At 32.5% G+C, this 19,599-nt stretch carries 12 protein-coding genes; 7 read left to right on the top strand and 5 right to left on the bottom strand.

All coding sequences use genetic code 11. From position 1 onward, the window contains the following. Positions 1 to 99 precede the first annotated feature (99 nt). The gene (locus AB3G34_RS01645) at positions 100 to 4,653 is read right to left on the bottom strand and encodes a LamG-like jellyroll fold domain-containing protein (RefSeq protein WP_369753257.1); all 4,554 of its coding nucleotides are present in this window, start codon (positions 4,651 to 4,653) and stop codon (positions 100 to 102) included. A gap of 1,133 nt (positions 4,654 to 5,786) precedes the next feature. On the opposite strand from AB3G34_RS01645, the gene AB3G34_RS01650 reads away from it, so the two are divergent. Then, positions 5,787 to 6,461 (top strand): TonB-dependent receptor plug domain-containing protein, encoded by a 675-nt coding sequence (locus tag AB3G34_RS01650; RefSeq protein WP_367773878.1) that lies wholly within the window; start codon positions 5,787 to 5,789, stop codon positions 6,459 to 6,461. Between the two features lie 68 nt (positions 6,462 to 6,529). On the opposite strand, the gene AB3G34_RS01655 is transcribed toward AB3G34_RS01650, so the two are convergent. Further along, positions 6,530 to 6,694, bottom strand: a complete 165-nt coding sequence (locus AB3G34_RS01655; RefSeq protein WP_369753260.1) for an SDR family oxidoreductase — start codon at positions 6,692 to 6,694, stop codon at positions 6,530 to 6,532. Between the two features lie 660 nt (positions 6,695 to 7,354). On the opposite strand from AB3G34_RS01655, the gene AB3G34_RS01660 reads away from it, so the two are divergent. The 6 genes from AB3G34_RS01660 (at position 7,355) to AB3G34_RS01685 (ending at position 16,280) form a co-directional block, all read left to right on the top strand. Then, positions 7,355 to 7,711, top strand: a complete 357-nt coding sequence (locus AB3G34_RS01660; RefSeq protein WP_367773883.1) for a winged helix-turn-helix transcriptional regulator — start codon at positions 7,355 to 7,357, stop codon at positions 7,709 to 7,711. A gap of 93 nt (positions 7,712 to 7,804) precedes the next feature. After that, positions 7,805 to 9,553: an ABC transporter ATP-binding protein gene (locus AB3G34_RS01665; RefSeq protein WP_367773885.1), complete on the top strand. Its 1,749-nt coding sequence runs from the start codon at positions 7,805 to 7,807 to the stop codon at positions 9,551 to 9,553. Between the two features lie 159 nt (positions 9,554 to 9,712). Next, the gene (locus tag AB3G34_RS01670) at positions 9,713 to 10,291 is read left to right on the top strand and encodes a TetR/AcrR family transcriptional regulator (protein WP_369753262.1); all 579 of its coding nucleotides are present in this window, start codon (positions 9,713 to 9,715) and stop codon (positions 10,289 to 10,291) included. Positions 10,292 to 10,492: 201 nt separating this feature from the next. Continuing rightward, positions 10,493 to 11,647 carry an efflux RND transporter periplasmic adaptor subunit gene (locus AB3G34_RS01675; RefSeq protein ID WP_369753264.1) on the top strand — a complete coding sequence of 385 codons (1,155 nt, stop codon included), beginning with the start codon at positions 10,493 to 10,495 and terminating at the stop codon, positions 11,645 to 11,647. Between the two features lie 25 nt (positions 11,648 to 11,672). Next, on the top strand, positions 11,673 to 14,843 hold the full coding sequence (locus AB3G34_RS01680) for an efflux RND transporter permease subunit (protein WP_367773888.1): 3,171 nt from the start codon (positions 11,673 to 11,675) through the stop codon (positions 14,841 to 14,843). A 33-nt stretch (positions 14,844 to 14,876) separates the two neighbouring features. Beyond that, complete coding sequence (locus AB3G34_RS01685) at positions 14,877 to 16,280, top strand: TolC family protein (protein ID WP_367773889.1); 1,404 nt, start codon at positions 14,877 to 14,879, stop codon at positions 16,278 to 16,280. A gap of 186 nt (positions 16,281 to 16,466) precedes the next feature. On the opposite strand, the gene AB3G34_RS01690 is transcribed toward AB3G34_RS01685, so the two are convergent. From AB3G34_RS01690 to AB3G34_RS01700, 3 genes are all read right to left on the bottom strand, one after another. Continuing rightward, entirely contained in the window at positions 16,467 to 17,483 is a 1,017-nt protein-coding gene (locus tag AB3G34_RS01690) for a hypothetical protein (protein ID WP_367773892.1), read from the bottom strand. 60 nt (positions 17,484 to 17,543) lie between these two features. Then, complete coding sequence (locus AB3G34_RS01695; RefSeq protein ID WP_369753266.1) at positions 17,544 to 18,107, bottom strand: DUF417 family protein; 564 nt, start codon at positions 18,105 to 18,107, stop codon at positions 17,544 to 17,546. Between the two features lie 66 nt (positions 18,108 to 18,173). Continuing rightward, complete coding sequence (locus tag AB3G34_RS01700; protein WP_369753267.1) at positions 18,174 to 19,028, bottom strand: helix-turn-helix domain-containing protein; 855 nt, start codon at positions 19,026 to 19,028, stop codon at positions 18,174 to 18,176. Positions 19,029 to 19,599 lie beyond the last annotated feature (571 nt).

The following is a 19,599-nucleotide window of genomic DNA, read 5'->3' on the forward strand; positions in this document are numbered from 1 at the left end:
TATTTTATACTATTTATATTGCTTTTTCCTGCAGATTAAGATTTTATGAAGCAAAAAAAAACTGTCATAATAGACAGTTTTTTAATTTATTTTCAGGAATTATGGCACTATAATTTTTTTATTTATTTCTCCATCTGAAGTTTTAATTTTTACAATGTAAATACCGGAGCTTATTTTTTTAACTGGAAGTTGAATGTTTTGCCTATTTTGATTTTCTATATCCCAATTAATAATTGATTGACCAGATACATTGTATAAAGTTACTTTTTTAATAATTGTATGATCCGAATTGTTATAAATTTCGATACTATTCCTTTTTGGAAAATGAATGATATTAATACTATCTACTTCTAGGTCTATATTGTTGTTACTATTATTAGTACTCAAAGTTTTATCAGTGAATCTTAATGAAAATCTATCGTTATACTCTCCGATTGGGATCATCACTTCAAAGTTTTTATTTTTTATATCATGGTAGGTGTTATTAGAATTGTCATAGATAAATATATTTTGATTTTTGTCAAAATTCTCTAAGCTATCAATCATGAATACCACTTTTCCTTCAGTATCTGCTTTAACACCAATGGGGTAGGAACTATTTTTATCAAATGAACTTACACCTTGAATAACTAATTGATTTTCACCACACATAAAATACATATCATTTGGATACTCGTCAAAATTAAGTCCATCATAACCATAGTCCATTTCAATCGTTGCTTTTTCATCCATAAAGCCCAATAGTGTTTGGCGATGTGCAGTATTATTAGAATCAAATCCTAAACGAATTTTTTTATAATTCTTTTTTTCTGCTTTATCACTCTCATTATTGTTCCAATATTTGTCTTTGACAGGTTTTGTTTTGAACATTAAATTGGAAGTGCTTTCGTTTTCTTTAATAAAACCTCTTTGGCTGTTCTTGTAGGTTACAGTTGTTGCCGTTGATCCAATTTTTCCATTTACAAAAAAACTTTGTCCAACAGGGATATAACGATTTGGGATACTTCTAGTTGTAGTACCTAATCCACTTATGTAGTCCACACCAACAGACGTAGGAGGAACACCCCCCGTTAAATTCCTTTCTGCGTATCCTCCTTCATAGTCTCTAAGAATATGAGTATTGTTTGTTGTGTAGTGTTCCCAAAAATATAATGTTCCATCAATAGAAGCTGAATTATCATTTATAAAAGCATCTGCATCTAAGGCTGAAGGATAGGGATTTCCAGTTAGTAATAGTTGATCTGAACTAACAGTATTTGTCGCAATAGTTCCATTATTTGGTTTTCCTATAAAAGTATAGTTTTGAGTTGTTCCAGCAGCCCCACTTCCTTTGAGAGTAAAACCTTGTCCTACACGTAACGAACCTGTTTCGCCTATTTGAACCCAATTTGCGTAAGCATTTGCATAGTTATCAAATTTATATACCCAATAACGAGCTAAACTGATTGGAGAAGTTGGGGATCCATCATATCCACCTACCCAATTAATTGCTGTTGGTGTAGCTGCATTTGTCCCATCTTTTAAAACACCTCCAACAGTATAATCGGTATTGTTAGCGGTTGTATTTATAGGGCTCACAGGCGAACTCCAGTAATTATAATTGTATTTATTTGATTGTCCTTGTTGGTCTCTTTCAAGTGATCCGCTACTGGCAACATCCAAAATACTTCCTTCGGTTTGTATTAATTGTGATTTTCCAACTAGGTCTATTTTTCCATTTAATTTCAAATATTTCGAAACCTGTATTTTTGAATCATTTTCTGCACTTATGGTATTGCTATTCACTAGTAATCCTAAAACAGTTTTGTTACCTTTAGAAGTAATATAATGTGATGTTTTAACAATATTCCAGTCTATTCTTGTAGTTCCATCTATTGCTAAACTATTTGGGACATCCCAAACATCATAATAAGTCCAAGTATCATCTTGTGACCAATCTTGATTGCTTATTCTTGAGGTATAAGGTAACGGAGCAGTATCTGGTTGTTGCGTACCAATATTTCTTAATTTCCCATTAATAGCTGATGTAGATTTACCTACTACAAATCCGTTAACTACATCATTTACAGGATTCATTGGATAATAGCCATCTAAATTAGTCCAAGTTAAACCAGGAATATCTAGTGGTACAATTGCGCCTTTTACATTTCCTCCATTATTTTGGATCTCTTGATTCATCATTTGCCGAATTTGATCAACGGTCAATTCCACTTTCCAAATACGAAGTTCATCCATCCATCCATTAAAATAGTTAAATGGAATACCACTACTTTGATCCATGGCTCCTAGAATACAATTAGCACTATTGTTTATTATAGGGTTAACACCTGCAACGGCTGTTTGCACAGGTATTCCGTCTATATATAATTTGTAATTTGAACCATTAAAAGTGACAGCAACATGATACCACCTATCTGTATTAATAGTAAAGTTTGAAGCTATTGTATTTCCATTATTCCAGTTAAAAGAGATAATGTTATTTACTAATTTTAAATCATAACCATCAGCTGTACTTGTACCAAGTCGTTTAGAAAAAATGGTTTGTTTATTTCCATTTGTTGCATTTGATTTGACCCAAGTCTCAATACTAAATGAACCTGTATTTAAGCCATAATTATTTTTAAAAGTTACATTATCGTCAATTCCATCGAAATTCAAAATGTCGCAAGCAACAAATGTTACTAAAACGTCGTCTTTTGTATTAGCACAACCAGTGGTCCATCTTAGCAAATAAGCTCCTACATTAGGACTATAAAAGGTTGAGCTGGTGCTAGTATTATTAGAAAAGATCTCACCGCCACCAGCAGGACCACTAACGATGGACCAAGAACCAGTTGTTCCTGAAGTAGCGTTCAAGTTTACTTGTTCTCCACCACAAGAAACAATTTGGTCAGGACCTGCTAAGGCTGTAAAACAAGGGCTTCCTGAATTATCCAAAGTTACAGTGGTAGGAGCCGTAATAGGAACCTGGCATCCTGAGGTATTGTCAAATCCTTTAAAAATGGCTTTATTAACGGCTACACCGGATACTGCTCCGGTGCCATTTATTGTACCACTAACTGAAATTACTGAGTTACAACTATTATTAACTATTATGGCACAATCTTCTGTGGCTTTTACTTTAAAAGTGATTGTTGCCAATAAAGTATTTTGGTCTGCTGGAAGTGGTAACGTACCCATGTCCCAAATTATAGAATGGCTAGTAGTATCATAATAAGGAAGATTTGGAGTTGTTACACTCGCGTCTTTTGTACTAATAATACTTCCTACAATGAAATTGATTGTGTTTGAAATTGGAATTGTAACTAAATTATTGTTTATAGCTTCAGTACCCTTGTTTTTAATATTCAAAGTATAAGATATTTCTTGTCCTGGTAAAACAGAATAGGGTTGTGGCGGAGTGGTAACAGCGTTAATTGAATTGATTGCCATAAATCCTTCTGGTTCTGGAATGTAGGTGTCTACGGACATGGCGAATCCAAATATGGTATACACTTCATACGTGGAACCAAATCTAAAGGTGGTAGAAGTTTGATTGTTTCCAATAACTGTGTTTCCAGCATTAGGAACGGTAAACATACTGAAATCTACTCCCGTATTATTTTGTAAAATGGGGTTGCTTTTGCCTGCAGCAGGGACTGGAAAAATCGACGAATTAAAAAAGTTATTAGTGGTATTACCGGCATGATTTAAGGTCAAATAATTTGTCGCGTTGTAAACATTAGGGTCCGCATTAAGTTTTAGTACAGCTAAATAATCACTTCCAGAATTTGTAGCAACATCACCTTCAGCTGCCATTACACCAAGTTTCATATTAACTGGACCAGCACCTACAGTTGTAAATCCTGAAATAGGAATTGTTCCATATTCACCACCTCCAGAGCGTTGACCATTAACATATGCATAACCATCAAAAAGTGTGACTGCTCTACTTTTCATTGCCGAATTCTCGTAAATAACAATCATTACCCAACCACCTGAGTAACCAGGATTGTTGTTTGTCCCTTCTATTAAAGCAATATCGGCTACAGTATATGCACCTGGTCCGTATGTTTTTACATAGTCTGTTATTTCTTGATAACCTATAAAAATACCACTCTGTGCCGATCCTGGGAAACGAATATCATAATCTGGAGCTTTAGGTTTTGCTGTAATAGCGGTATATGCAGCTGCACCTGGTCCTTTTATAGAAATAACTTTTTTATCATAGTTTTTTGTTACTGAGCCTTTTGTTACTGAAAATGTTTCATTATTATCGTTAGATTTTCCTGTCCAGTAGAGTCCCGCGTAAACGATTTTTGAGCAATTTTGGCTAGAGCTATTTTCTCCTGAATTCGAGAGTTCGAGGGTAGCCATAGAAGAATTTAAAGTATTGGAATCACCATCAATATCGACGTATTTCATCGAATTCCCTTCATTATTTGTTGTATTGTTATAATTTGTAAGGGTCAAATTTGTGTTGCCCAACATGGTGAAATCACCTTTTAGATTATATACAGTAGTACCAGGCGTTGCGGATGAAGTTCTTTGTGTAAAATTGACTTGAGGTGATGTCAATGATTGTGCCTTCATATCAATAGATACCGTCAATAGTAATGAAATTATTACTATTGGTAAATTTAAAATTATGTTTTTAAAGTAAAGTTTTCTCATAGTAGTTTGGGTCTTAAACACAATGAATATTTATCTTAACTTCCTAAAAAAAATATAACTGAAAAAAGTAGGTAATATTAAATAGTTTTATAGCAAGGTTAATTTAAAAAAATCTGAATCAAATATAATTTATTTGTTTTTGTTTTTACGTTTTTACGCACATTTTACCGACTAAATACATGAAAATTAATAATTAGTAAGTATTTTCTTTAAAATAAATATATGCTATACCTGTGGTTTTACATAAAAAATAATTCTAAATGAATAGAATAAAGTATGTTTTAAGGAATCTATTTAGGGAATTATGATTTTTACTTTAAGTCTACTGAATTATGAATTTTCGAAATATATAATCTGTTACTTATTTTTTTTATTGGTACCTGTATTATTTTTCGCATTGATTTTTAATATTTCAATTAGTGATTAATTGACCTGTTGCGCGAAAAAAAATTACTTTTTTAAAACTAGAATCTGCTTTTACTCTAATTGGGTAAATTAAATTTGGATTATAAAAGAGTTCGAATTGAATTATTAATTAATTTTCTCCATTCATAAAGCCTAGTAAGCCTTTAAGGTGGATCGTATTATTGGAGTCAAATCCTAAACGTATTTACTAATACTTAAGTTTTTTAATTTTGTCATCTGTATTATTGTACCAAAAAAAGTCATTTGCTGTCTTATTTTTGTACATAATATTGGAGGCAACATTACCTTCTTTAATAAAAGAGCTTTGAGAGTTCTTAGATGTTATTGTTTCACCAGAAGCACTGTTATTTACAAAAAAAAACTGTGGCGAACTGGAATAAATTAATTTAGAATGTTTCTTGTAGTTGTACCTAAGCCAGTAAAATAATCAATACCAATTGAGGTAAGAGGGACTCCTCCTTTTAAATTTATTTCAGCGTATCCACCTTCATAATCTCTTAAAAGAGGAGTGCCGTTTGATGGGGAATATTACCAAAACATATAATGTTACATCTATTGAAGTTGAGTTAACGTTTATAAATGCTTTAGTTTTCTATTTAATATTATTAAATATTTAATTATTCTTTTTTTTTAATGTTATTTTTTTAAGGAGTGTTGTTTTTATGTGTTATTTTTATATATTTAACAATATTTGTAAATTATATATTATGAAAATTTCAAGAGTAGTTTTATTTATGATGTTTTTTTTTATTGGGATTGGGTATTCCCAAAATAAACTATCGGGCAGTGTAGTAAACAGTAATAATAAACCTGTTGCTAATGCTAAAATTTATTTAGATTCTATTTATTCGAACGTTGAAACGGATCGAAAAGGAAATTTTGAATTATCCTTTCCCCAGAATGTAGCTACAATAAATGTTTATTCTAATGAGTATGGTTTATTGTCTAATAAATTCAGTAATGAAAAAGTTATGAATTTCATGTTTCTTAATTCCCCACTACCTTCAGGAGAAAGAATTCAAAAAGGAGGAGTATTGAAAATGGTGTATTCTAAGCAAACTAATGAATATAAAGTGAATAATAATAAAGGATCTGGTCTTGAAACAGATAGGAATTCAGGTGTATATAATACGATTTATGATCTTATAAGGGGGCGTTTGCCAGGAGTATCAGTTTCGAGAGATAATAAAATAACTATTAGGGGGGTCAGTTCTCTTAGAAATATTTCGGATCCATTATTTGTTGTCGATGGTGTAATCGTATCTAGTATTGATTTTATTTCGCCAAACAATGTAAAAAAAGTTAGTGTTTTAAAAGGAGCCGAAGCTTCTATTTATGGTTCTCAAGGCTCAAGTGGCGTTATAGTAATTAAAACAAAATAAGGAAAGTTATTTCTTTTTTTAATATATAATTCCTTCTAAACTAATTGATTTAGAAGGAATTATTGTAATTACTTAAGACTGCCAGAAACGCTTATACTTTCACCAGTAATCCAAGAAGAATCATCTGAAGCTAAGAATATAGCCACTTTAGCAATTTCAGTTGGTTGACCAACACGACCAATAGGGGTGTTTGCAACTGCTTGTTTTTCAAAGTCTGATCCAATGAATCCCAAGGTATGAGTTTATTCGGTTTCTATGATTTCTGGACAAATTGAATTAACACGAATCTTTTTTGGTCCTAGTTCTTTTTGGAGCGATTGAGTCTAATGTGCTTTTAGTAGTTAAATATATGAAACCCATTAGAAAAGGATTTTTACTCGCTACTGTACTCATAGTTTATAATACTTCCTCCATATCTCCAAATAATTTAACGGCTTCTTGAGTAGCTAAAAAAGGACGTAGTAAATTGATGGTGAAATTCCTCTTCGGTAATACTTTCAATTGGAGTAAATTGATAGACACCCAGATTATTTATAAAAAAACCCATGAACCGTATACTTTTTTAGTTGCTTCAAATAGATTCTTTACAACTGCTGAATTAGACAAATTAGCTTGAATGGCTACCGCTGTTCTGCCATTTTTTGCAATTTCAGCAGCAACTGCATTAGCTCCTTCTTTGCTCTTTCGGCTCCCGTTTATTTTGCAATTTCAGTTCCAATTCCGTTGGAAGCTCCTGTTATTATAATTACTTTATTAATTAGTTAAATCATTTTAAAGTATTTTAAATTATTAATTTTACTTTTGTACCGAAAAGATACTATCAATAGTATATTTAAGATACTATCTAGTTAAATTGTATTTACCCTAAGGGGAGCTGCATAAAAAAAACAAAAGTGAGAGATGAAAGATTTTGTAGTTCTCATTGTCCTCTAACTAGGGCAATTAGTAAGATTGGGAACAAATGGAAACCAATTATTATAAATGTTATTCAAGAAAGAACGGTTCGTTTTGGGCAGTTGGATACTATTATTCCTTTAATAACTAGGAAGGTACTAACGGAGCAATTAAAAGAATTAGAAGAAGATGGTATTTTGACACGAACTGCCTATAAAGAAATCCCACCAAGGGTAGAATACTCTTTAACAAAGCAAGGGTTAGAATTAGTGCCAATTTTAAAGACAATCACTGATTGGAATATAAAATATGAAAGTAATGGAACTGGTGAGTTAAAAATACCCATTGAAAAATAATTTAGCGAAGTGAATCAGTTTATTAACATGATTATATGAAATTATTAAATAAATACGTACTAATTTTGCATTTCCTTTTTTAGATTATATACAATGAAAATATTATATACTTATATTAAAGCGCATAAACAATTATTGTTTTTGGCTTTATTTTTAGCAGCTATCAATCAATGTTTTTCACTTTATGACTCCATAATAATTGGTAAACTGCTTAATGAATGTGGAGTAGGGGTTACTAATTTTAATCATAATTATTCTGCTTTTGTCAAAGTAGTTTTGGGTTGGTTAGGACTTTCGTTAGGTGCTGCAATGCTCTCGCGAATAGCCAAAAATTTTCAAGATTATTTCACCAACATCATTATTCAACGTACAGGTGCGCATATGTATACCGACGGTATCCAAAAGGCTCTACAGCTTCCTTTTCAAGAATTTGAAGATCAAAGTAGTGGAGAAACTTTAGGCAAACTCCAAAAAGTAAAAATAGACTGTGAAAAGTTTATTACTTTATCTATTTCGATGGTTTTTCAAAGTCTTATCGGAATTACATTTGTTGTAATATATGCAATAAATATTCATTGGCTTTTAGGACCAATTTTTCTTGCCACTGTACCAGTTATTGCAGTAGTAAGTTCTTTTTTAGGTAAAAGAATAAAAAAAATTTCTAAGGAAATACTGGGAGAAACTACTGCATTAGCAGGAGCAACAACAGAGTCTTTAAGAAATATAGAATTGGTTAAAAGTTTAGGACTGACAGAACAGGAAGTTGATCGATTAAACAGTACAACTAATAAGATTTTAGGTTTAGAATTAAAGAAAGTACGCTTTATTCGTTCACTGAGTTTTATTCAAGGTACAACCGTTCATTTTATGCGAACAGGTTTAGTTTTTGCGCTATATATGTTCATTTTTCAAGGAATTATCAAGCCAGGTGATTTAATTACGTTAATGTTTTTTTCTTTCTTTTTATTTAATCCTTTGCAAGAGTTAGGTAATGTGATTGCTACTTATAATGAAACTAAAGCTTCTATGGATAATTTTGGAGATTTGATGCGTTCAAAAAGTGAAAAGACACCACAGCATCCCCAAACTATTGGCGCTATCAATAACTTAAAGTTTTCGAATATTTCATTCAAACATATTTCAACAAGTACTTATGCTGTAAAAGATATTTCTTTTGAAGCTAAGGCAGGAGAAACGATTGCTTTTGTTGGACCATCAGGAAGTGGTAAAACTACTTTAGTAAAAATGTTGGTTGGATTGTATTCTCCCGCTGAAGGATCTATTTTTTATAATGAAAGAAATGCTAAAGATATTGATTTGACTGAATTAAGACAGCAATTAGGTTTCGTTACTCAGGATGCACAATTATTCTCAGGAACAATTAAAGATAATTTACTATTTGTTAAGCCAACTGCTACAGATGAAGAGATCTATGATGTTTTACAAAAAGCAGCTTGTCAAAACTTATTGGAGAGAGCCGAGAACGGTTTGTATACGACAATTGGTGAAGGTGGGATTAAAGTTTCAGGAGGAGAAAAACAACGATTGTCAATTGCTAGAGCATTATTGAGAAATCCAAGATTATTAATATTTGATGAAGCAACATCTGCACTAGATTCAATTACTGAAGAGGAAATTACTAAAACAATAAGAAGCATATCATCCAAACAAGATCAAATTACCGTTTTGATAGCACACCGTTTATCAACTATAATGCATGCCGATAAAATATTTGTATTAGAACAAGGGCAAATTATAGAACAAGGAAAGCATCAAGATTTATTAGATGAAAAGGGATTGTATTACGCTATGTGGAGACAACAAATTGGTGAAAGAAAGTAAGATTTTTCTATAATTAATAATTTATCACGAAATAATTTGAATTTTAACTTACTGAAATAGTGATAGTTATTGGTATTTTAATAAAAATTTAAAAATATATAAATATTCTGAAACGTGTGTTCCAGAATATTTATATATTTGCATCATATTAAATGTCTTATGGCTCGCAATGTTGAATTTAACGAAATGGAAAGCATAGAGAAAGCTATGAATGTCTTTTGGGAAAAAGGATATCATGGTACTACTATGCAGGATTTAGTTGATGCAATGCAAATCAATAGGAGTAGTTTATATAATACCATTGGAGATAAACATTGTTTATTTATAAAGTGTGTTACTAGCTATACCGAAAATGCGATTCAAGAATCGAAAATTAAAGTTGCTCAGGAAAAATCTCCATTGCAAGCGCTTAAAAATATTATTTATGATAAAGCTGCTTGGGTTGTAGATTGTGAAAAAGGGTGTTTAGGAGTAAAGACTATTTTTGAAATTGCTCCTGAAGATGCAGAAGTAAGAAAAATATTGAGTAGGAATAATGATATTTATATTGACTTTTTAACAGAAGTTATCCAAAAAGCAATAGATGAGGGAGAATTAGAAACCACTGAAGATGCTTCATTAATTGCAGAATACATTTTGACCACTTTTACAGGCTGGAAACAAGCATACATTTTACATCGAGATCCTATAAAGATCAAAAAGATGTCAGACTACCTTATTAAACACATTACAAATTAGCATTTTTTTTGCTTATATTCTGGAACGTTTGTTCCAATAAGTACTATCTGAAATAATTACTATTTCATTTAAAATCTGAATAATATCTGGAACGATTGTTCCAGAATTGTATAATTAATTACTAACCTTAAATCCTCTAAAAACACGTCTAATTCTGGAACGAACGTTTCAGAATAAGTAATGAAAATCAATTATAATTTAATGAAAATCAAATCCAATCCAAACATGAAAACAATTATTACTCTAAGCATAGTGGCTTTAATATTAACAGGTTGTGGTAATAAAAATGAAAGTGCACCAGTAAATGTACTAGCAACATTGCCCGTTTTAAACATTGCCTATGAATCGGCAACAACTGACGCAGAATTCCCAGTAGCCATTCAAGGGAAAACTGATGTTGAAATCAGATCTCAAGTTAACGGAACTTTAGATAAAATCTATGTTGATGAAGGGGCCTATGTTTCTCAAGGACAGCCTTTGTTTAAAATCAATGACAACTCATACCGTCAGCAATTTAATAGTGCATCGGCAAGTTTAAATGCTGCTAAAGCTACGGTTATCAATGCTCAAATTGAAGTAGAAAAATTGAAACCGCTTGTGTTAAATAAGGTGGTTTCGGACTATCAATTAAAAATTGCGAAAGCAAATTTAGAAATTGCTAAAGCGACTGTTGCTCAAACACAAGCTGTTGTGGCCAATGCACAAATTAATCTAGGGTACACTATAATTAAAGCGCCTGTGAGCGGCTACATTGCTAGGATACCAAGAAAACAAGGAAGTCTAATTAGTACGGCTGATCCTGAAGCTTTGACGAAATTATCGGATACTAGAGATATTTACGCATACTTTTCTCTAGGTGAAAATGATTTTATCAATTTTAAAACTCAATATGAAGGTAAAACCATAAATGACAAATTAAAGAATTTGCCACCGGTATCTTTAATTTTATCAGATAATTCCATTTATTCTCAAACTGGAAAAATCGATATGGTCGATGGTCAATTTGACAAAACTACAGGTGCAATTACACTAAGAGCAAAGTTTTCTAATCCAAACGGATTGTTGCGTTCTGGAAATACTGGGAAAATAAAAATTAGTATGCAGCACGAGAACTCGATCGTAATTCCGCAAGCAGCTACAATAGAAATTCAAGATAAATTATTTGTTTTTCTTGTTGATAAAAAGAATAGTGTTGCGAGACAGCCTATACTTATTTCAGGAAAAAGCGGTACTAATTATTTAATAAAAGAAGGGCTTAAAACGGGTGATCGAATTGTATTAAAAGGCTTTGAAAGTTTGCCTGATGGTGCTACAATTATCCCTGAGAATTCCCAAAAAGTAGTAGCTAAAAATTAATTCAACTATTTAATAAATATAAAATATGTTACAAAAATTTATTGACAGGCCAGTACTGTCAACGGTAATAGCTATTCTTATAGTTATCCTAGGAGTTATAGGATTAAGGGCGCTCCCTTTACAACAATTTCCAGATATTGCTCCTCCAGCTGTACAAGTTGTGGCACTTTATCCTGGGGCCAATGCGGAAACAGTTTTACGTTCCGTTGCGCCATCTCTTGAAGAAGCTATCAATGGTGTAGAAAACATGAGTTACATGAGTTCTACTGCGAGTAATGACGGTTCATTAGTAATTACTGTTAATTTTGAGTTAGGAACTAATCCTGATCAAGCAGCGGTAAATGTTCAAAATCGAGTTTCTCAAGCTACGAGTCAATTGCCTCCAGAAGTAGTTCAAGCTGGAATATCAACAACCAAAAAGCAAAATAGTCTTTTGATGGTGGTTGATTTATACACCGAAAATGAAGCGCAATACGACCAAACTTTTTTAGCTAATTATTCTCAAATAAATATAATTCCTGATTTAAAAAGGATTCCTGGAGTAGGGCAGGCAGTGATTTTTGGAGGAAGTAAAGATTACTCTATGCGCGTATGGTTAAGCCCATCAAAAATGGCTAGTTATAATCTAACTCCACAAGAAGTTATGGGAGCTATTCAAGACAAAAACCTTGAGGCTGCACCAGGTAGATTTGGGGAAAGTAGCAAGGAATCTTTTGAATATGTAATTAAATACAAAGGAAAATTAAATAAACCGGAACAATATGAAAATATTGTAATTCATTCGAATGCGGATGGCTCTGTATTACGTTTAAAAGATGTTGCCCGAATTGAGTTTGGTTCCTACACTTATGGAAGTAGTACGCGTATTGATGGAAAATCAGGACTTAATATTGCAATTTATCAATTGCCAGGTTCGAACTCCAGTGATGTTCAAATTGCGATTAAAGCAATGATGGAAAAAGCATCCAAAGATTTTCCAAAAGATGTAAAACACTTAATTCTGTATAATACTAAAGACTCATTAGATTTATCAATAGAACAAGTAAAACACACTTTAATAGAAGCTTTTATTTTGGTTTTCATAGTAGTGTTTTTATTCCTTCAGGATTTTAGAGCTACTTTAATTCCAGCAATTGCGGTTCCAGTTTCTATCTTGGGTACCTTCTTTTTTATGCAGGTATTTGGATTCTCTGTCAATTTGTTAACGTTATTTGCGCTAGTTCTTGCTATTGGTATTGTTGTAGATGATGCCATTGTAGTTGTTGAGGCGGTTCATGAGAAAATGCACAGTAAAAAATTATCTGCAAAAGCTGCTACAACTTCTGCAATGAGTGAAATTACGGGAGCGATTATTTCGATAACCTTAGTAATGTCGGCGGTATTTCTTCCTGTAGGTTTTATGGAAGGTTCAACAGGTGTTTTTTACAGACAATTTGCTTTTACATTAGCTATTGCCATTGTGATTTCGGCAGTGAATGCTTTAACACTTAGCCCAGCTTTGGCAGCTTTATTTTTGAAAGACATTCAACACGATGTAGATGGAGAAGAGGTGAAACCTAAAAATTTCAAGGAAAAATTCTTCATTGGGTTTAACCAAGGATTTGATAAACTGACAAATAAATATGTAAAGAGTCTTCGCTTTTTAATTAAGTTTAAATGGGTGAGCCTTGGTGGATTGGCAGTTGTAATTTTGGCGACTGTTTACATGGTGAAAACAACATCGACAGGTTTCATTCCATCAGAAGATCAGGGTTTTATAGCTATATCAATGTCGATGCCAGCGGGAACATCTTTAGAGAGAACCAAAACGGTTATGCTAGATGTAGAAAAAACACTGGGAGATATGCAGTCTAAAAAGACATTAAACATTCTTTCAGGGTTTAACTTACTTACACAATCAAGCAGTCCATCAGCAGGAGTAATATTCATTTTATTGAAACCAGCAGCAGAGCGTGGTGATATTACGGATATTAATGCTATCATGGGCGATGTTAGACAAAAGCTAGCTGGAATAAAGGGAGCAGGTTTCTTTGTGTTTACTTTCCCGACAGTTCCAGGCTTTAGTAATGTTGATGCTTTAGATATTGTTTTAAAAGACAAAACAGGACAAAGCATAAGTAAATTTAGTGGTGTCAGTACTACTTTTATTGGTGAATTAATGCAACGTCCAGAAATTGCATTTGCTTTTACAAGTTTTAAAGCAGATTATCCTCAACTTGAAATGGAAGTAGATGATGTAAAAGCAGAACAACTAGGGGTGAATGTTAGAGATATTCTGCAAACCATGCAAGCCTACTTTGGTAGTGCACAAGCTTCTGATTTTAATAGATTTGGGAAATATTATAGAGTTGTAGTTCAAGCTGATGTGGATTCAAGAAACAATGTAGAATCTATGAATGGAATATTTGTAAAAAATAGACAAGGCGAGATGGTTCCAGTTTCTACTTTGGTAAAATTGAAACCCGTTAATGGACCAGAAACAGCTTCTCGTTATAACCTTTTTAATTCCATAAGTGTTAATGCCATTGCTGCTCCAGGATTTAGTACAGGTGCAGCCATAAAAGCTGTACAAGAAGTAGCCGAAACAAAATTACCTAAAGGATACAGCATTGAATTTTCAGGGCTTACCAAAGAGGAAATTACATCTTCAGGACAATCGGCTGTTATATTTGGATTAAGTCTATTATTTGTGTTCTTTTTACTAGCAGCACAGTACGAAAGTTATATTCTTCCTGCAGCCGTTATTTTATCAATACCAACAGGAATTTTTGGAGTATTCCTTGCCATTGGTTTAACTGGAATTGAAAACAACATTTATGTTCAAGTTGCCTTAATCATGCTTATCGGATTATTGGCTAAAAATGCCATTCTTATTGTTGAATATGCGATTCAAAGGAGACGGGCTGGGAAATCGCTTTTGGCCTCTGCATTAGAAGCAGCCAAATTGCGTTTACGCCCAATTATCATGACTTCATTTGCTTTTGTAGTTGGACTTATTCCAATGATGCGCGCAACAGGACCATCAGCATTAGGAAACCATTCGATTAGTATTGGTGCAGCTGGTGGAATGATATCTGGAGTTCTTTTGGGAATATTTATTATTCCGGTATTGTTTATTGTTTTCCAGCATTTGCAAGAGAAAGTTACTGGTAAACCCTTGGCAGTTATAAACAACGAAAGCCATTCAAAAAAATAATCTGTATCAATAGCAATCTTTAAAAATCATCTTATGATAAAAAATATAAAAAGGAGTGTTGTAATAGGATCTCTTTTTACAGCCTTCACATCATTTTCTCAGGAAACTCCAAAAATTGGAGTTCCTGAAAATTTCAGAAATTCCACTTCGATAGATACCACAAATACGGCTGATATTAAATGGAAAGATTTTTTTGCAGAATCCGATTTAGTAAAGTTAATTGATGATGCATTATTGAAAAACAATGACTTGCAAATTGCAGATAAAAATATGGCTATTGCCAATTTACAATTCAAGCAAACTAAATGGGGAAATATTCCTGAGCTCAATGCTTTTGCAACAGCTTCTTCGAACAGATTATCAGATAATAGCTTAAATGGAATAAGTACAAATCAATTTCTGGGTAAAAAACATTTAGAAGACTATTCGGCAGGACTAAGTTTGTCATGGGAAGCAGATATTTGGGGTAAAATAAAAAACCAGAAAAAAAGTGCATTAGCTGCTTATATGCAAACAACAGAAGCCAAAAAAGCATTGCAAACAGCAATAGTTGCAAGTGTGTCAAAAGGGTTTTATGATTTGTTGATGCTAGATGCACAATTAGAAATTGCTAAGAAAACACTTGTTTTGAATGACAGTACTCTTTTTATTGTAAATCTTCAATATGAAGCCGGACAGGTAAATTTATTTGCAAAACAACAAACAGAAGCACAACAACTTGTTGCAGCCCAATTGATTCCACAATTAGAGCAAAATATTCAAATTCAAGAGAATGCATTAAGTGTATTATCAGGGACTTTTCCAGAGGCTAAAGATAGACAGAGCAAGCTGGAAACTATAGTGATAAAAGACAATCTTTCTGCTGGAATTCCATCTCAGTTATTGAGTAAACGACCAGATGTAAAAAGTGCTGAAATGGGGGTAAAAATGGCCAATGCAAGAGTTGGTGTAACGAAGGCCAGTTTGTATCCTTCTTTGAATATTACGGCTAGAACTGGTGTAAATTCATTCGAAATAAACAATTGGTTTAATATTCCAGCTTCATTATTTGGTTCTATTGCGGGCGGATTGACAGCACCACTACTAAACAGCAAAAAATTAAGAACACAATATGAAATAGCTAAAGTAGAAAGAGAGCAATCAATATTACAGTTCAAACAAACTGTTTTAGTAGCTGTAGGTGAAGTTTCAAATGCATTGACTAAAATTGAAAAACAAGCAGCGCAATTTGAGATTGCAAAACTAAGAACAACAACACTTCAAAAAGCAATTATAAATGCAAACATGCTTTTTAAAAATGGTATGGTAACTTACCTGGAAGTAGTTATTGCGCAAGGCAATCTTTTGCAAGCAGAGCTAGAATTGGCTTCGATAAAAAAAGAGCAATTATCATCTAATGTTGAGTTATACCGTGCTTTAGGTGGCGGTTGGCGATAACAGTTAATTTGTATTTATACAGAAAAACTCGGAAGTGATTCCGAGTTTTTTTTATATAAATAATTAAGACATTATATTTTCTTGCAGTGTAAATCCGATTAGTTTTAAAAAATAAGGGACAACGTTACGTTCATAAACATCCAACCTATAATACACTCTGTTTTAAAATAGTAGTATTAAACAGACTTAACATCTCTCTTTTCGCTTTGGGCGTTCCATTCTGAATCTGATAAATTTAGGTATAAAACATACTAGAAGATGCTCACGTTTCCAACGGTAACATTTTAAGAAAAAGAACATGGCTACAAACAGAAATATACCTGACCCAACGGCAACCTGAAAGGGATAAGACAGTACATTTTTTTGTGGAATAATCATTGGAACAAGAGCAATGGCACAAGCTGGCGCAAATGGTTTACCGACAATTTCAAAAAGAAGAAACAGGCATAAAAATAGCAATAAAACCGTATATATTTGTGGGAATCCCAATATTGTATGCAAATAGTGCTGAAAGAGTGTTCCTAGTATAGCAGAAATTATGATTACTAAATAAACCTGTAGCGGGCGATTGCGAAAGCCTGATGATGATGAACTGAATTCTATAAACATGACCATCAATGGTGGAACTATAAAATATATTTTCCCAAAATATACCGGAATTACAGCTATGAGTACTACCCAAAACAGTAATCTCATCCAATGCTTCGGACTGTGTTTGTAATGATCTTTTTTTCTATCGAAAGTAATAACCTCGCGCAATACATTTTTCTCCATAAGCCATTGTCCGGAAACGACCAAAAGACTCATGATGAAAACAGAAACAGGATAAACTAACGAGTTAGTTCCTAATAAAACTGGCAACATTGCAGATGACGTTATTGGAATTAAGGTGGTGCGCGTCAAAATAAGGCAAAGGGATGTAAATGTAAATGAAATTGCAATATTTATTAAAAGAGGGAATGGGGAATAAAGGACAAGCAGAATTCCGAAAAAGGCGCAGACTGTCATCAATGCTACCAGTATCGGTCTACTAACCGTCCATATTTTTTTATCAATAACCCATAAACCAAGCACCAATGCGGCCATTTCAGGAAACAGAATTTCTTTTTGGTCGAGCCATTCTGAAGCGCCAACCATAACAGCAATCATGATAAGGGCAAAAAAATATCGGATTAATTTGAGTTTATTCACTTTTTCAACCATTATATTTTTAAACTTTACAAGAATGACTTTCTTTGATATTTATTTTTAAGAATACTTTAATTAATCCTTCAAAAGTTTTTTAGCACAATCAGAAGCTACAATTAAACCTCCTGCCATCATAATAATGTCTTTTATAACCAATCGGCCCGCAGCTGAAAGATAAGGAAAGCCATATTGAGGTGTTGGCATATCGCCACCTAAGTTAGGCACCCAGGTTTCTGGAGTAGTAATTAAGAAAGAAAGCGTAACTAATGCCATACCGGCAGTGAGTAATCCACCAATAAGCCCTAAGTGATTATTGAAAATACCAAATAAAGTTAGCGAACCAATAATAACAATTATGCCGCCCAACATATATGAAAAGCTATAGGTTCCATTTTGAGTGTTCCATTTAATATTCTTTTCAACAATTTCTCCCTCTTTATTTTTGTGGTCTTTATATTCATTTGGATTACTGTAAAAGAAACTCATCAAAGGGCTATTGGCAACAAAAGGCACAATTCCATCTGCTTCATATTGAAAAGCTTTAAGTCCTCCAATCCATACCATTACTATAAAAATAGCTATTCTCATTAAATTAAAAAATTGACTTTGTAATTTTGCTAAGGTTATTAACATGTTCATATATTTACTATTTATTAGGCAAAGTTAATAAGATTTTGTTGTGGTCACAATGGACAGATGTGGATATTACCTAGACAAATCTGCCACGATGGATATCCCAACATTCTCTCGAAATGCAGTAGGGGTAATTCCAGTATGTTTTTTAAAATAACGACTAAAGTAATTTTCATCGTCAAAGTTTAATTCAGCAGCAATTTCTTTCATGCTTTTGTAACTAAGGTGAATCCATTTTTTAGATTCAAGTATAACCCTTTGGTGAATTAATGTAGAGGGTGTTTTCAAGAAATGCTGTTTACAGATTTTTGAAAATGTATTAGGCGAAATGCCCATTTGATCAGCATAAAAAGAAGGTTGCCTTTCTTTATGAAAATTATTTTCAAGTAGCACTTTAAAATTCATTAAAGGATGAAAAGTGTTTTTTTCTTCAGAAATGACTACTTTTTTCGATTTAATTTTACTAGATAAAGCTAGAATCAATTGTAAATAAGCTCGTACTACCGCAATAGAATAACTGTTAATGATTTCTAGTTCAATAATTAGTTTTTCTAGAATATAATCCATCTCAATATAATCTTCTAATTCAAGATTTATATAGGCTTGTTGATATATGTTGTTAAATAAAAGACCGTTACAAGCCACTTCTTTTTTGTGATATTCTATGCAATAAAAATCACCATAAAATTGGAGTCTTCTGGTTTTAATTGGATGTTCCGTATTAAAAAGAATAATTTGATATGGAGTTGTAAACAATACAATTTTACCTTCAAAAGAATATTCTACTAAATCGACACTTATTTTGCCTGTACCTTCAAAAAGATAAATAGAATACAAAGGAGAACCCCCACACTGATTGATATAATCTGTATTGCATTCTTGGACTGTACAGCCTTTTTGATTGATTTGTGTATCTTTTAACTCCATCTTTTATTTTGAGAACAATGCTCAAAGTTAAAATATTATTATTTGTTTATGGCTCATGCAGTAAGGTTGTTTTTCTGAATAAGTACGTAACAAAGCACTGGATATGTAAATATACACATTCAGTTAAGCTGCATTCTCATAATTAATTTGGATTGTTAAATTCTTTAATGTTTTTTTTTGCAATTCAAAGCAGAATGTCTTCTTTTCTGTTTTAACAAATTTCAAAAATATAAGCCAAATAAAAGTGGCACAGGATGAAATACTAAAATCAAAGCAATCAATTGAAGAGCTGGATTTGCCATTAGTAAATTGGTCTAATTTGTTTTGATATAAACGAATTCTAGCATTATAATCTAAAAACGACAAGTTATTTCAGGGCAAGACAGAATAAAAAACATACTATTCTTTTGTGATTTGGAAAGTTTACACCTTGTCTTTATATCGATATTTCTAGCTTATGTATTTGGTAATGATTAGATTGATTTTATAGGTAAATCGTGCACGTTCTGTAAAAGTACTAAAAGTTTAGGCATAAAAAAACGGATTAGTTGGCACTAATCCGTGATTTACA

The organism is Flavobacterium sp. WC2409, from assembly GCF_041200085.1.
Lineage (GTDB): Bacteria > Bacteroidota > Bacteroidia > Flavobacteriales > Flavobacteriaceae > Flavobacterium.